Source organism: Actinocrinis sp., assembly GCF_035938995.1.
Taxonomy (GTDB): domain Bacteria; phylum Actinomycetota; class Actinomycetes; order Streptomycetales; family Catenulisporaceae; genus DASZGI01.
On the sequence record NZ_DASZGI010000148.1, the window covers coordinates 1 to 13229 of the forward strand.

The window sequence follows — 13229 nt, forward strand, 5'->3', positions numbered from 1 at the left end:
GCTATGGCTTACCACGGACACGTGATGGTCGGTGGCCCGCCCGACGTGCGCGAACTCCCCGCCCTGGTGATCACCAAGGTCGCGGTCGGCCCGTACGACAACAACTCATACCTCCTGCGCTGTCGCTACAGAGGCGAACAGCTAATGATAGACGCGGCGGCCGATGCAAATACCTTGATAAAGCTGGTCGGCGACGCCCTCCAAACCGTAGCCACCACGCACCAGCACGCGGACCACTGGCAAGCCCTGCCCGAAGTCGTCAAGGCGACCGGCGCCCGCACCGCCGCCGGAGCACTCGACGCAGACGCGCTCCCGGTGCCCACCGACATCCGCCTCAACGACGGCGACACCCTCACCGTGGGCGACGTGGAACTCAGAGCGATCCACCTGGTCGGCCACACGCCGGGCTCTATCGCCCTCCTCTACGACGACCCCAAGGGCCACCCGCACCTCTTCACCGGCGACTGCCTGTTCCCCGGCGGGCCTGGACGGACAACAAATCCCACCGACTTCGGCGCCTTGATGGACGGACTTGAAGAGAAGATCTTCGGGCCACTGCCGGACGAGACCTGGGTCTACCCAGGCCACGGGCGCGACACGACCCTAGGTGACGAACGCTTGCACCTAGCGGAGTGGAGGGCTCGCGGCTGGTGACCTGAAGTCCGGGACCGCCTGACCGAATAGGCGGCCCTGACTGGTGTTGCGAGCACCAGACAGGGCCTTGATCCCGACCCAACTGGGAGGGCAGGGACCCATGTACGAGACTACGAACACCGTCCCACCACCGCACGGCCCGTATGAGCGGGAGGCCGATGCGCGCCGCGACGCAGAAGCCATCTATACAGCAGTGCGCCGCGACCGCCAGCGCGGAGCGATGACCCGCGCCAACGCCGACGCGCTCCGCACCGCTCTCAGCCGTGCGGGGGTCGAGCTGGGCGCCTATGACGAGACGATCGTCTTCTGGATCGCCGGGTGGGAGCCGACCACCGTTCACGTGATCGCGTCGTGGATCAGCCGGGCCAACGGCGGCGCCCGATGAGCCGCCGCGATCCGGCCGTGTTTATAGGCCTTGCCGTTGTCACGCTGTCCGCCGCCGTCTCCTCGTTCGGCGCCCTCTACGGGGTTGCCGTGTTCGCCGGGTGGTCCAAGCAAATGGCGTTGACGTTCCCGGCGACGATCGACGCAACCGCTATGGTGGCCACCCGGATATGGCTGGCAACGAGTACGCCGACTGAGGCGGCCCGTAGGTATGCCCGGTCAGTTGCCGTCGGCGCGGTGCTGGTCTCGCTGATCGGGAACGGCGCGTATCACTTGACGGCCGCTCACGTGATCCACCCGGGTGTGGCGCTGGTCATCGCGACGGGCACGGTTCCGCCGCTCGCGCTCGCGGTGGTCGCGCACCTGGCGGTCCTTCGTGGCGCTGCACTCGACTCCGTCGGGGTGCCTGAACCGGCTGTGCCCACAGCTTCGGGACTCGGCACACCCAACACGCCTGAGGTATCGGCAACAGCGACCACAGCCGCGCCACAACGTCCCGCACTGACTAACCGGACGCGGGTCCCTATTTCAGCCGACACGCCGTCGTGGGGCGCGCTTCTGGCCACTGCGCAGCAGGTCAACGCCGCGTCCGTAGCCGAGACGGGTAGACCCGCCGGGATATCCCGACTCCGTGCCGAACTCCGGGTAGGCCAGGCCAAGGCGCAGCAGCTCCGGGACCATCTCAAAGCCCTACCCGCTGCTGACCACACCCGGCTGCCCGTAGAGCGCGTGAACGGGGTACCCGTCGCCGCCGGATAGATATAGGTGAGATGTACCCGGCTAAGCGGCCTCACGGCACCTGCTGTGGGGTCGCTTGCGTCTTGGGCAGCCTGCGCCGTCGCCAAGCGAGCACCACCGCCATGACGCGCTTGCGGCCCGCGAATCGCAGCGCCGTCCACGGCCTGACCCGATACAGGCGCCCCCGGTCGTCCCGCAGCCACCGACGTCCATGCGTATCCCGGAAGTCACAGGCGACCGGATGGGGCCAGTACAGCAGGCCCGTCACATCCTGGCCGGGGCCGATCTCGCGCACGTGCCGTCCGGGCTCGACGACCCCGACGGGATACGGCGCCGTCGTCGGGGCGGCGAAGGATCAGCTCCGTGACGATCCGGTCGCTTCCGTTGATCAATACGTAGTGGACTAATCGCTCGTCGAGCGGTGCGTTCGGCTGGCCTTCGAGCTCGGTTATGACATAGAACGCTTCGGCCTGTGCACGTCGCGCGGCGCGACCTCGGCCCAGGTAGCCGAATACTCCGCCAGCTACTGTCAGGATGCCCGCGCCGCCCAGAACCAAGGCGGTCCACTCGTACGCGTCGTGAGAGGCCACGGCGGATACCGTAGCGGTGTGTCACTAGATGAGGCCGCTGACACGCTCTTCGTAGCGGTGAGCGCCCTTGATCATGACCGTCGCCTCGACCGGCTGACCGCCCTCGTCGAACAGGACGCGGAACTGCCGCAGCACCGGAACATCGTCCGGCAGCTCCAACAGCTCCAGTTCCGCCGTCGTCGGCAGCCTTGCGGAGGTGACCTCGTCGTACCGGCCGGGCGCACGCCCCAAACCCGCGAGCAGCGCCGCCGCGCCACCCTTGATCCGCTTGCGCTCAGCCAGCGCTGTTCCCGCCGCGATGCTGAGCGGATAGTAGGACCATGACAGCTCAACGGGCACGCCGTCCAGGGTCATCAGGCGATGCCGGAGGATCGCTGTCTGCTGCGACTGCAACGCGAACGCTTCGGTCACCGCGACCGGCGGCACCACCTCGACGACGTCCAGCAGGCGATAGGTGTAACCGCCCTCGGCCGGGATGTACGCGGCCGTGTCGATCGGTACCCGGCGCGTCGCGTACACGCCGGAGCCACGCCGACCCTCGGCGAATCCCTCGTCCTTGAGCACCTGGATGGCGCGCTGCACCGTGGGTGAGCCGACGCCGTACCGTTCCATCAGTTCGTGCGTGGTCGGCAGCTTCCCGCTAAGGTCCCCGGACATGATCAGGGCGCGCAGGTCGGCGGCGATCTGCTGATGGCGTGGTCGGCCGTCTTGTCGGCTCACGCGGGCCTCAGTTCGTAGCGCAGGCGGCGCGGAACACCCGGTGCCATCTCACGGCTCATGAGCATGACGGCGACCTCGAACGGGACGTTCTGCTCGGTGTAGCCGGTGCGGATCAACTCCATCACCGCATCGGCTCCCAAGTGCTCAGCGGCGTCGGCAGGCGGGTCCACGACAGCGACGTCCTCAACGTGCCGTGCCGCCGTGTATCCGAGGTCTGCGAGCAGCCGTACGGCGCCGCCCCGGATCGGCTTCGCCTCAGCGAGAGCGGTCCCCTGCGCGACCGCGAGGGGGTACCACGAGTCCGCGATCTCCACGGGTCTGTCATCCAAGGTCACGAGGCGGCGCCGCAGGATCGCAGGCGTACCGGCGTTCAAGCCAAGCCGTTCGGCGACGGCGGCGGGGACTGGCAGGCGGTCCACCAGGATCAGCTGGTGGCGTCCGGTGTGCCCGGCCTGTGCCGCCTCCTGCTCCCACGGGTCCCGGTCGCCGGGAGTGTGGGGGGCGAGGTATGGGGTCGAGGCGGTGATCCACTCGGTCATGGTGCAGCGGTCCTCCGGTCTTCGGGCGCGTATTGATCCTAGGCGTGCGCCTCCGCCCCTATTAGTTTATAAGCTATAGTTCTAAACTCTTCCGGACCGGAGTAGCCCGCCCGAAGGCCGTGATCACCTGTGAAAACACAAACCGCTCCCCGAGACGACGCCGACGTCCAACGTGACGCAGTCATCCGTCCCGTGCGTGTTCATCTGCTCGCCTGGGGGTTCACCGCCGCTGACGTTGAGCACGCGGTCGATAAGGCCGGTCAGGGGTGGGCGCGGGAGACGTGGGAATTCGTCGAAGTCGAGCGCTTCCAGGAAGTGCCCTGCCCGCTCAACATCAAGGACCCCGCCGCCATCGCCGCCGCGCAGGGCTACCACTGGGCATACGTGGCCTACACGGCCGAGGACGCGCAGTGACCGAGTTCGAGGTCTGGGCCGACAGCGGTGTTGCCTTGGTCGAGCCGTGCGGAGTGCTGGACGTGGACGCGGTGCCGCGCCTGCGCGCGGCGCTGAGCGAGGCGGTGAACCTGACCCGCCGACCGTTGGTCGTCGTCGTCGACGAGAAGGTCACCAAGGTGGACGCGGTCGCACTCGCGGTCATCCTGATCGAACACCGCCGTTTGCGCGACCGGGACGGGGGTCTCGGTGTCGTCGGCGCACAGGGGCCGATCGCGGACATGTTGCAGCGCACGCATGTGGGCCGGGAGGTCCCGGTGTTCGCGACCTTGGAGGAGGCGCTGGCCGGTCTCGCGACGCCTTCGCCGAAACCTTGACTGCCCACACCTTCAACCCAGCGCGCTGCCCCGACGCCGCGTCGCCGGTCCCACACGACGCGAGCAACAGTGCGGGCGGAGCCTCCGACACAACCGACAGCGCGGACGCCGCAGGCTCAGCTAGAGCTGATCATCGCTCAGCTCAAGACGGCGCGCCGCGCCCGTAGGCTCACCCAACAAGCGCTCGCCGACGGACTCGGGGTTTCGGCGTTGGCGGTCGGCGCGTGGGAGACAGGGAAGGACACGCCTGCGCTCGGCAACTTCCTGCGCTGGGCTGAAACGCTGGGTCTCACCGCCGCCGTGACCGGCGCCCCGACTGGCGACACACCGGTGCCCCGGCGCGGCGAGCCGTTGGAACAGTTCCGCATCCGGTGCCTGACGTCGGCGCTGGCAGGTGCGCGGGAGCATTCGAACTGGTCTCAGGAGATGGTGGGCGACGCGCTCGGTGTCAGCACGTGGACGGTACACATGTGGGAGACCGGTCACCGCGTGCCACGCACGCTCCGGCTGATCGAGTGGTGCCACGCACTCGGCTGCGAGTTGACGCTGGTCGCACGGTGACGGTTGTGCCGGGGCGCCTCCTCAGCGTCACGGTTCGACAACTCCTCTGACGCCTCGTCAGGCGCGGCGTACGGTCCCGGTAGCGCGGTGTGGGGCCGCGCGTGGGGAGGGATCATGCCGAGGGGTTGCAGTATCGCATTAGGCGTGTGGATCGCGGCGGTCGTGTGCGGGGTGATCGCGTTCATCGTGTACGCGGTGAACCAGCCCGACCCGTTCAGCACCCCAGCGGCCGGTTCGTCCACGTCCGCGCCCGCCGTGGTTGACGTTCAGGCAAGCACGCCCAACGCGGGAAGTGCGGCGCAACGGCTCGCCGACCTGGACGGCGACACGCAACCGGTCAGCGCGTATCAAGCGGCACTCGATGCGCTCGCCCCGAAGTGCACCCAGGACGAGGCGAACATCGCAGGTCTCGGCGACGCCGGTTACAACGACCTGGTCAAGAACGGGGTCACCGACGAGACGCGGCTCACCGTATTGCAGCACCTGGACGCGTCCATGCCGTCGAGTCTCGGGAAGACCGATTGTACGTCGATCCTGTCCGCGTACCTGGTACTGCGGGAACAGGGGTAAGGGAGAGAGCCACTGGACGGGCGGGGCGCGTTAGCCCTGTTCAGCGGCGGTCATATGGTAGCCGGTAATAGGCCAAGATTGCGCTGTATATGTCACACGAAAGTTTTGCGAGAAAAAACGCGGCCAATCTGCGAGGGGGGTCGTGCGTTCCCGATCATGCCTCATGAGTGTTCGACCCCTGATTCGCGAGTGCGTTTCGCGTGTCCATGGCTTGACTCGTGCTGATTCCTCGCCGTGCGCGTCGTGGCAGGTAGGGGTACGTATCGGGCGGTGACGCTGCACAGCTCGCCAGCAAGGCACGATCAGAACGGCGCGCGGACACCCCCGCCCCGCACGTGAAACACCCCCGGACGGTTGCATCCGGGGGCACATCCTGGCGCGGCACTCCAGGCGTGGGGCACTGGGTACCTCAGTAGCAGGGTGCCACCGACGTATCCCAGCGGGGGCGGATTGGGGTACTCCAGTTCAGTCTTTGGCGAGAACGCGGTAGACGGTCGCGCGGTGCACGCCCATGGCCTGCGCAATCTTTGTGGGTGACTCTCCCTTGTCGTGGCGCGCGTGCACGGCCGCCACCTGGTCGGGTGAGAGCGCCGCCGGGCGCCCACCCGTCCGGCCCTGGTTACGGGCCGCTTCGAGTCCGGCCATGACGCGCTCGTGGGTGAGTTCGCGCTCGAACGCGGCGAATCCCGCTGCGATCGTCATAAACAAGCGCCCTTCCGGACGGGTCGTGTCGATACCCGCGAGCGCACCGGTAAGGATCTTGAAGCCGACGCCACGCTTCCCTAGATCCTCAACGATCTTGATCAGGTCGACGACCGATCGGGCGAGCCTGTCGAGCTTCCACACGACGAGCACGTCACCCGGGCGGAGGTAGTCGAGCGCGGCGGCGAGTTCCGGGCGGCCGTCGGTCGATTTGCCGGAGGCCTGATCCTCGAAGATCCGCGTGCATCCGGCGGCGCTGAGCGCGTCGCGCTGGAATTGCGCGTCCTGATGCCCGGTGGAGACACGGGCGTAGCCGATCAGGTGGCCGGTCGGGGTGTCAGTGGACTCCGTCGTCGTCATGCCTCAAGGGTCGCAAAAACCATGTCGCAATTCAAGGGTGCGGGGCAGGGTTTTGCGACGACTTCCGCACGCATTGATCACACAAAAGGGCAGGACACGAGACCATGATCACGATGTCGCAGAAACTAGTGTTTCCGCACATGATCGAATGCGATCGCGCTACCAAGGGCGGCTCGACGCGGACCCCTGTCTCGCCAAACGGTGCCGGGAAGGGGCGGCGCATCAGGGCTCGGAGCATCATCCGATCACGACCGCCATGGCGACCGCGAGGCCCAACACGAACACGGTCGGCAACGGACACGCGAGCTGACGACGGCGTTAAGGGGTTCAACGGATTCAGTGGATCAGCCGACTCCATCGGGTAGCTCCGAGTAGACGATCGCACCGCATTCGGGTGTTCGATCGGAGTTGGCCTCGCGCGGGCGGCCGAGACTCCCGATGAACTAGGCTGGGGACCACCTCAGCGCAGGGCATGGCTTGGATCGGGCACGTTCCGGAGATCAACTCCGACGGCAGGGGCGAACGCGCTCAGTTCCCCTGCGCTTAAGGAAGATCCTTGTCTGAGAACCTGCTGCCCGGCCTGAGCCGGGAGACCGTCACCGCCGCCATCGGCACCCACCTTTGGGTGCAACAGCTGTATGCGTCCGGCGAGGCGCGCCGGGTCCGCGTCGCCTGCGGGTTGTCCATCCCACCGCTGGCCGATATCGCCGGTGTCCACCCGGCGACCATGGGCCGTTGGGAGACCGGCGAGCGGCGTCCGAGCCGCGCGAACGCTCTGCGGATCGCTCCGGCGCTGCGCGAGATGGTGAAGGTCGCACCGGAGCGTGGTGCGATTGGATAGGGCTCGGCACAGCAAAACCCCCCGTGCGCCACGTAGGCGGACGGGGGGCAGGGCGCCGTGTTCTGATCGAGGGGCGTCCTTCCGCACGGCTGTGTGGACCGGCTGCTTACGGCGTTGACCGCGCAGTGGTCTAGACCACTGCCTAGGTTCCTTAAACGTTCCGGAATGGTGTGCGGTCGTTGATCATGGACGGTCCGGGTTTGTGATCATCTGATGGCGCCTCCGATACGCCAACCCTGGTCGAGACCTAGGCGTCTCATCTGGTCGCGTTCTGTGATCAGCCGTTCCCGATCCTTCGCCGTGTCGACGATGCCGGACAACTCGCCCGTCAGTGCGGCATCCGCTTTCCAACTGATCGACGCGGCAGCGAGCGCGAGCTCATAAAGCGCCTGGTCGACGGTCGCACGATTGCGGATGACGCTCCGATAAACGCGGGGGCGGGCGACCCGGGTGAGCCAGGCGTCGCAGAACACGAATGGGCCCTAAGGGGCCGGTCCAGCGCGAGTGCGAGCCGGTCGCGTTCTGCTTCCGCTTGGTCAGCATCGACACGGAGGTGCGCCTCTTCCGTCTCGGCGTCGGCGACGTCGCAGACCAGCCGTGCGCGTTCGGCCGTGTGCTGCTCCCCCAGTAGTGCGAGGGTGGCGCGGACGGTGTCGGGTGGGACGTCGGCGTCGGCGAGTTGGTCGGCGAGCTGCACACGTTCGGCGGTGGCATCACGCTCGAGTGATTCGGTGGCGATCTTGTCGGCTACCCGGTCGGCGATCTCCGTTCCGACGACTCCCGCGAGCGCGTCGCGGACCTGGTCGGCGCGTTCACGGCCGCCCTGGTTGAATGCGGCAAGCGCGGTGCGCGCGTCGGCGAGTCGTTCGGATGCAACGCGGTGTTGGCCCCTCGCCGCGTGTGCGGTGTGGTCGGCTGCCTCAAGCTTGGGCCTGAGCTGTAGGGAGATCCGGACCGCGTCTGCGTCGTCTTCCATGGCGGTGGCGCGGGCGAGTTGGTCAGCGATCCGCGCCTCGACGTCGGCCGTCGGCTCAGTCGTCGGCGTCATCGTCGACATGTTGAATCGTGCGGTCGATTGCGCACCCGCTCGTGGGGACGTCCTGAGGGGCGGCGCCGCCGACAGCCGGCGTGAGGCGCTGGTGCCCGTCGGTGAGGGGTCCACGCTGATAATCGCTCGGGTTGGGGGTCGACGTGGGCGGGGGTACGGCGTGCGACCAGGTGTCTGGAGTGGTAGGCGCACCTTCACGTGCGTGGCCCTGGTCCAGGTAGGGGGCGGCGAACTCGCCTGGTGAGGGTGGCGGCCGGAATTCGTCGTTCACGAGGTCGCCCCCTCGAGTGCTGCGACGCGGGCGGCGAGGTCGGCGAGCTGGTCAGCGACGCCCGGTCCGCCAGCTGGCGCCTCGAGCGCGGACGCGGGAATGAGGACGTTCCGGCCGAACTTCACGGTCGGGATGACTCCCGCTTTGATCTGTGCGCGCACGGTGTCGACGTCGACGCCCAGCGCCGACGCGGCGTCGGCGAAACGGAGCATGATCCGGTCTCCCACACACCCCCTAGGTTGAGTGTTCAGCGAATAAGACCAGGCTACCGCAGACGATTAGCGAGCGTCCATGTACTAACACGCGAAAACGTGCCGCCACCTGCGATATGACGGGACATCAAGCGGCGAATCAGGCGGGGTGTCGGCGACCGCAGCGCGGTCACCGGGGCGCGTCGTGACGCGACCATCGCGCCAGCCGCGTCGTCGGTGCACTTGGCCGCAGGCCAAACGTAGTCGCGGCTCCCGAAACTTTGGCTCACCTGCGGCGATTCCGGATCTACAGCAGTACTGACCGGGCCGTCATAGCCGGCTCGCCCCGTCCGCACCGCCTGGTCCGGGTCGTTCGTCCGCGACGTCGCGCGCCTGCGCGTTAAGGCCAGTCGCGGACGGCGGACATCCGGACCGACGATGCCTCAACATCTTCGGTGCGGACCGCGCAGCTTTCGACGCGAGCGCCGACGACGTCTTGGACGCGAGTCGCTTGGCGAAGGTGTAGAAGGTGTCGAGAAGCGGCTCCTGGCGCGGAAAGGCTCCACTGACCGGCAAAGCCTTTCCGCGCTGGTCACGCGCTGACCGCCTTCCGCTCGAGGGGCGGCAGCGGGGCAGAAATACGGGCGATCCGGGTCGGTCTCCACGATCCGGGTCCGCTCGTCGCACACTCCGCACCACGGGCCGCGCAGACGTCGGAGGATCGCGGGTTACCCAGTTCCCGTGTGCGTGCCGATTTTGCGAGCGACTTCTAGCAAAGGCCCGACTAGCCACGCGGGCCAGTTCGGCCCCCGCAGGTTGATCGCCCACTGATAGGCGAGGATTTCGACGGCGACGGAGTTCGTGAGTTTCTCGGGCTCGTGCTCGCGGAATTGATCCGTCGCCTTCTCGACGGCTTGTCGCCAGAGGCGGGGTGCGCGCCGCTTGAGGACGTCCAGGCTCCGCTCATAAACCTCAGGCTCGTTGTCGTACATCCAACGAATCGCCCTCCAAAGGTCTTCTTGATCCGGCCGCAATGCCGTCCCCCCGTCCGGCTCGCCCGCGTCAGCGGGCGAGGGCCGCGAGCGCGATTCTTCGCGCGCTGCGAAGGAGGACTTCTTTGGGGGTTTCTCCTGTGGGTTCAAGGGGTGACGTACACGACCCCCTCCCCGTGTCGTACACGACACGGGGGCATCGGCTGCCGTTGGGCCGAGCACGAACACGTTCGCACCCTGACCACCGTCGGCACGCTCCCACGGAACGCGCCGGATGAGACCGTCCTCTTCGAGCGCCGCGAGATGCCGTACAACCTGGCGTAGGCCGAGTCCGGACTCCTCCGCGAGGAGCCTACGGCTAGGCCAGCACAACCACGCACCGTCGGCCCGGTTGGCGAGCAGGATAAGGATCAGCTTGCGAGGCGCATTGCCATTCACGGGCTGCTTGAGCGCCCAGTCGATCGCCTCGTTGCTCATCGCGCGCCACCTCTCGTCGCGCCCAAGCAATACGGCTCCGCCTCCGACGCGAACGCCTCGTCGATGGCAGCAGGAGACAGGAGCATTGAGCCGAGCCTCGTCGTCGCGGCGTCGAAGTGCTCGACGATGTCGCACGCGGTGGTCACGCGATCACCGCCGCGCATCCACACCAGCTGATGGGCGCCAGCCGGAGCGCGGCCTCGCGGCGGCGGAGTCCGACGGCGAAAACGTCGTGTGGAATGCGCGGCACGTCGGTGCGTAGCGGTACACTCGACGCGTCGATACGTCGACGGAATATTATTGTGTTTACACGGTCTCCCATGGTGGTGGGCGGGCTAGGCGGCGGCGCCCTTCGCGGGGCGCCGCTCGCATTTAAATCAGGCCTCGCCGTCGGGCGCCCGGCCGGGCTGGCGGGTGGTGGCGATGACCCGGGGAGCGGCTGAGGCGAAGATGGCTCGCAGCTCCACTATCTGTCTGTCGGTAAGCGGTGGGCATTTATCGACCAGTTCCGCGATGTGCTCCCAGTAGGCCACCGCCTTCTCGTCGCCTGCTTCCCGCGCTTCGGCGGCCATCCGCCGCGCATATGACCACCGGCTGACATTGCGGACGCCATGCACCGCGCCGCACTCAGACATCAGGCGCGTTCCGAGATGTCGTCGAGCGCGCGGCGGATGGCGGCGATCACCTCCGCGTACCGCTCCGCGAACTCCCCGCGCGGCCTCCGCAGGCCGTTTTCCCAGTGCCCGACAGCGGGGACACTCGCACCGATGGCGTCGGCGATATCGCGGCGGGTGAGTCCAGCCGCGATCCGCAGACGGCGGCACTCCTGAGGGCTTGGCAGACAGCGCTTCTGTATTCGGGCCTGGATGACGTCCGTAGCGCTCACGCACCAAAAATAGAGCGCGTGCACCTGAGTGTCAACCCACTGCTTTAGTAATACAGCAGCTCACGCGGTCGATTCTGTGGCGTCAAACCCCAAACGGCCCGCCCTGCGGAAACCGGATCGTCGCAGCATCGAACCCTGGGCCCCGCCGCTCGACCGGGTGGACCTCGAGCCGCAGATGGAGAGCTTCGAGTACGTGCCGTTTCTGTGCCACCGTGAGCGCATCCCACTTTTCCGCCGCCTGGTCGCCGATGAGCCCGTCCAGGACACTGAGATCCACGGCCGGTTGCACCCGCCGCAGCTCGGCCTGCGCATCGGTGATCTGCGCACCGAGCGACTCCGTGATCTTTAGCAACTGCTCGCGCTTGATCAGGTTGGCCGCGTAATCCTCTGCCGCAAGAATCTGCTTCGCCCTCAAGCCCTCGATCCGCTCCATGACCGCGACAGCCACACTGCCGTCCGACTCGAACACCGTGGCGGCATCTTTAGTGCCCAAGCGGTCAAGCACCAGGCCCCGGACGTATCCGTCCAACGCCTCCACATTCCGGCCAACGCACCCCTTCGGGTCACAGCAATACGTTTCCTTTTTCGCGCCGTACTTCGCGTTCCCACGCTTCGCGACCCGCAACCATCCGCCGCACACGCCGCAGATCGCGATGTCCCCCCAGGTCAAGAGGTGGTTTCGCTGACCCGGCCTCGTTAGCCGATCGTCCGCCTGACGTGCCGCGAACATGAGTTGGAGCCGGGCGTGCTGTTCATCCTCGATCAGTCTCGGCCAGGCCGCCGGATACTTGTTCTGGCCATGCCTTCGGACCGCGATGTTCGCGTCCCGCAGTGCGATTTTCTTGACTGACGTCTTGTTCCACCGTGACCCGCTCTCGTCCTGCCCGTTGGTGCGATGCTTCCGGTTCTGGCCCGCGCCCGGAGCCGGCACGCCGCGTTCGTTCAGGTCGGCGGTGATACCGATTAGCGTGTCCCCCGTCAGCAGACGCCGGACGATCTCGCGGACGATCTCGGCCTGTTCGGGGCACTCAACGTCCTTGAATCCGATCTTGCGGCCCTGCGAATCGAAATCATAAACACGTTGCCACCCATAGGCGACCGCGCCGTTCGCCCTCCCCTCCTGGGCGCGCTGGAGAGCGGTCCGGGCGACGCGCTCACCCTTGATCTCCGATTCCATCGTGTCGAACTCTCCCATGAGGCCCACCATGCCGCGCCCGAATGCGCTGCTGAGATCGAGGTCCGTGCCCTTCACGGCGCTGATCGATACTCCCGCGCGAGCGAAGATCTCGATGCCCTCGGCGCGTTCCTTGCGGTTGCGCCATAGCCGCGATGTGTGGAAGACGACGATGCGGTCTATCTCGCCACGCCGCGCCATGTTGAGCAACTTCTCGTAGTCAGGACGATACGCACCCTTAAGTGCGCTGATGTCGTTGTCGCTCAGCTCGGCGACGACCGTCCAGCCGCGCGACACGGCGAGGGCTCGCCCATCCTCCACTTGTCGGGCTATGCCCTTCTCCAGGCCAAGCTCATCCTCTGAAATGCGCTGGTACAGCGCCACCCGGTCAGCCATGGTTGCAATGTTACCCCTTGAGACGATTTGCTGTTCCCCGGAGGCGTCGGCAACACCCAAAAGGACTCCGAGCGCTTCGCAGTCCTCTACGAGGGCGTCGTCACGAAGATCTTCGACATCCTGCCGGACGAGACCTGGGTCTACCCCGGCCACGGCCGCGACACCACCCTCGGCGACGAGCGCCCCCACCTGGAAGAGTGGCGCAAGCGCGGCTGGTGAGGCGGCCGCTCGAGCCGCCGCGCGTTCGCATCGCAGCGGTCCGAGCGGCAACGCTGAGCGCATCATCTCGGCAGATCTAAAGGCTCTTCTGCGGCAGATCTGAAAGCAAGGGCGCGGCAGATCTAAAATGCGAGCTACACTGCCCT

Annotated in this window: 18 protein-coding genes and 1 pseudogene; 9 read left to right on the forward strand and 10 right to left on the reverse strand. The window is 67.0% G+C overall.

Annotated features, from left to right (window positions below; translation table 11 throughout):
* The first annotated feature begins 3 nt into the window (after positions 1 to 3).
* The 3 genes from VGZ32_RS10450 (at position 4) to VGZ32_RS10460 (ending at position 1797) form a co-directional block, all read left to right on the forward strand.
* Positions 4 to 654 (forward strand): MBL fold metallo-hydrolase, encoded by a 651-nt coding sequence (locus tag VGZ32_RS10450; RefSeq protein WP_349263558.1) that lies wholly within the window; start codon positions 4 to 6, stop codon positions 652 to 654.
* Between the two features lie 100 nt (positions 655 to 754).
* On the forward strand, positions 755 to 1039 hold the full coding sequence (locus tag VGZ32_RS10455; RefSeq protein ID WP_326885724.1) for a hypothetical protein: 285 nt from the start codon (positions 755 to 757) through the stop codon (positions 1037 to 1039).
* A complete protein-coding gene (locus VGZ32_RS10460) occupies positions 1036 to 1797 on the forward strand; it encodes a DUF2637 domain-containing protein (protein WP_326885726.1) in 762 nt (253 codons plus the stop codon). The genes VGZ32_RS10455 and VGZ32_RS10460 overlap by 4 nt, the downstream gene beginning before the upstream one ends.
* 593 nt (positions 1798 to 2390) lie before the next feature.
* Here VGZ32_RS10460 and VGZ32_RS10465 read toward each other — a convergent pair.
* The gene (locus VGZ32_RS10465) at positions 2391 to 3086 is read right to left on the reverse strand and encodes a GntR family transcriptional regulator (RefSeq protein ID WP_326885727.1); all 696 of its coding nucleotides are present in this window, start codon (positions 3084 to 3086) and stop codon (positions 2391 to 2393) included.
* Positions 3083 to 3625 carry a UTRA domain-containing protein gene (locus VGZ32_RS10470; protein WP_326885729.1) on the reverse strand — a complete coding sequence of 181 codons (543 nt, stop codon included), beginning with the start codon at positions 3623 to 3625 and terminating at the stop codon, positions 3083 to 3085. Before VGZ32_RS10470 ends, VGZ32_RS10465 begins: the two co-directional genes overlap by 4 nt.
* A gap of 192 nt (positions 3626 to 3817) precedes the next feature.
* Between VGZ32_RS10470 and VGZ32_RS10475 the strand changes: the two genes are divergently transcribed.
* From VGZ32_RS10475 to VGZ32_RS10490, 4 genes are all read left to right on the forward strand, one after another.
* The gene (locus VGZ32_RS10475; protein ID WP_326885730.1) at positions 3818 to 4039 is read left to right on the forward strand and encodes a hypothetical protein; all 222 of its coding nucleotides are present in this window, start codon (positions 3818 to 3820) and stop codon (positions 4037 to 4039) included.
* A complete protein-coding gene (locus tag VGZ32_RS10480; RefSeq protein ID WP_326885731.1) occupies positions 4036 to 4395 on the forward strand; it encodes an STAS domain-containing protein in 360 nt (119 codons plus the stop codon). Before VGZ32_RS10475 ends, VGZ32_RS10480 begins: the two co-directional genes overlap by 4 nt.
* A gap of 69 nt (positions 4396 to 4464) precedes the next feature.
* The gene (locus VGZ32_RS10485; protein ID WP_326885732.1) at positions 4465 to 4956 is read left to right on the forward strand and encodes a helix-turn-helix transcriptional regulator; all 492 of its coding nucleotides are present in this window, start codon (positions 4465 to 4467) and stop codon (positions 4954 to 4956) included.
* A 144-nt stretch (positions 4957 to 5100) separates the two neighbouring features.
* A complete protein-coding gene (locus tag VGZ32_RS10490) occupies positions 5101 to 5526 on the forward strand; it encodes a hypothetical protein (protein ID WP_326885733.1) in 426 nt (141 codons plus the stop codon).
* Positions 5527 to 5991: 465 nt separating this feature from the next.
* Here the strand turns inward: VGZ32_RS10490 and VGZ32_RS10495 are convergent, their stop codons facing one another.
* Positions 5992 to 6588: a recombinase family protein gene (locus tag VGZ32_RS10495; RefSeq protein ID WP_326885734.1), complete on the reverse strand. Its 597-nt coding sequence runs from the start codon at positions 6586 to 6588 to the stop codon at positions 5992 to 5994.
* Between the two features lie 556 nt (positions 6589 to 7144).
* Here VGZ32_RS10495 and VGZ32_RS10500 point away from each other — a divergent pair.
* Positions 7145 to 7429 carry a helix-turn-helix transcriptional regulator gene (locus VGZ32_RS10500; protein WP_326885735.1) on the forward strand — a complete coding sequence of 95 codons (285 nt, stop codon included), beginning with the start codon at positions 7145 to 7147 and terminating at the stop codon, positions 7427 to 7429.
* Between the two features lie 328 nt (positions 7430 to 7757).
* Here VGZ32_RS10500 and VGZ32_RS10505 read toward each other — a convergent pair whose 3' ends face one another.
* From VGZ32_RS10505 to VGZ32_RS10535, 7 genes are all read right to left on the reverse strand, one after another.
* Positions 7758 to 8477 (reverse strand): hypothetical protein, encoded by a 720-nt coding sequence (locus VGZ32_RS10505; protein WP_326885736.1) that lies wholly within the window; start codon positions 8475 to 8477, stop codon positions 7758 to 7760.
* 267 nt (positions 8478 to 8744) lie between these two features.
* The gene (locus VGZ32_RS10510; RefSeq protein WP_326885737.1) at positions 8745 to 8960 is read right to left on the reverse strand and encodes a helix-turn-helix domain-containing protein; all 216 of its coding nucleotides are present in this window, start codon (positions 8958 to 8960) and stop codon (positions 8745 to 8747) included.
* A gap of 707 nt (positions 8961 to 9667) precedes the next feature.
* Positions 9668 to 10408 (reverse strand): helix-turn-helix domain-containing protein, encoded by a 741-nt coding sequence (locus tag VGZ32_RS10515; protein ID WP_326885738.1) that lies wholly within the window; start codon positions 10406 to 10408, stop codon positions 9668 to 9670.
* Positions 10405 to 10554, reverse strand: a complete 150-nt coding sequence (locus VGZ32_RS10520; protein WP_326885739.1) for a hypothetical protein — start codon at positions 10552 to 10554, stop codon at positions 10405 to 10407. The genes VGZ32_RS10515 and VGZ32_RS10520 overlap by 4 nt, the downstream gene beginning before the upstream one ends.
* A 231-nt stretch (positions 10555 to 10785) precedes the next feature.
* Positions 10786 to 11043, reverse strand: coding sequence for a hypothetical protein (locus VGZ32_RS10525; RefSeq protein ID WP_326885740.1), 258 nt, complete (start codon positions 11041 to 11043; stop codon positions 10786 to 10788).
* Positions 11043 to 11294 carry a helix-turn-helix transcriptional regulator gene (locus VGZ32_RS10530; RefSeq protein ID WP_326885741.1) on the reverse strand — a complete coding sequence of 84 codons (252 nt, stop codon included), beginning with the start codon at positions 11292 to 11294 and terminating at the stop codon, positions 11043 to 11045. The genes VGZ32_RS10525 and VGZ32_RS10530 overlap by 1 nt, the downstream gene beginning before the upstream one ends.
* A gap of 82 nt (positions 11295 to 11376) precedes the next feature.
* A complete protein-coding gene (locus tag VGZ32_RS10535; RefSeq protein WP_326885742.1) occupies positions 11377 to 12864 on the reverse strand; it encodes a recombinase family protein in 1488 nt (495 codons plus the stop codon).
* A gap of 24 nt (positions 12865 to 12888) precedes the next feature.
* Between VGZ32_RS10535 and VGZ32_RS10540 the strand changes: the two are divergent.
* A pseudogene (locus VGZ32_RS10540) lies at positions 12889 to 13083 on the forward strand (MBL fold metallo-hydrolase); the annotation flags it as partial.
* Between the last annotated feature and the right edge of the window lie 146 nt (positions 13084 to 13229).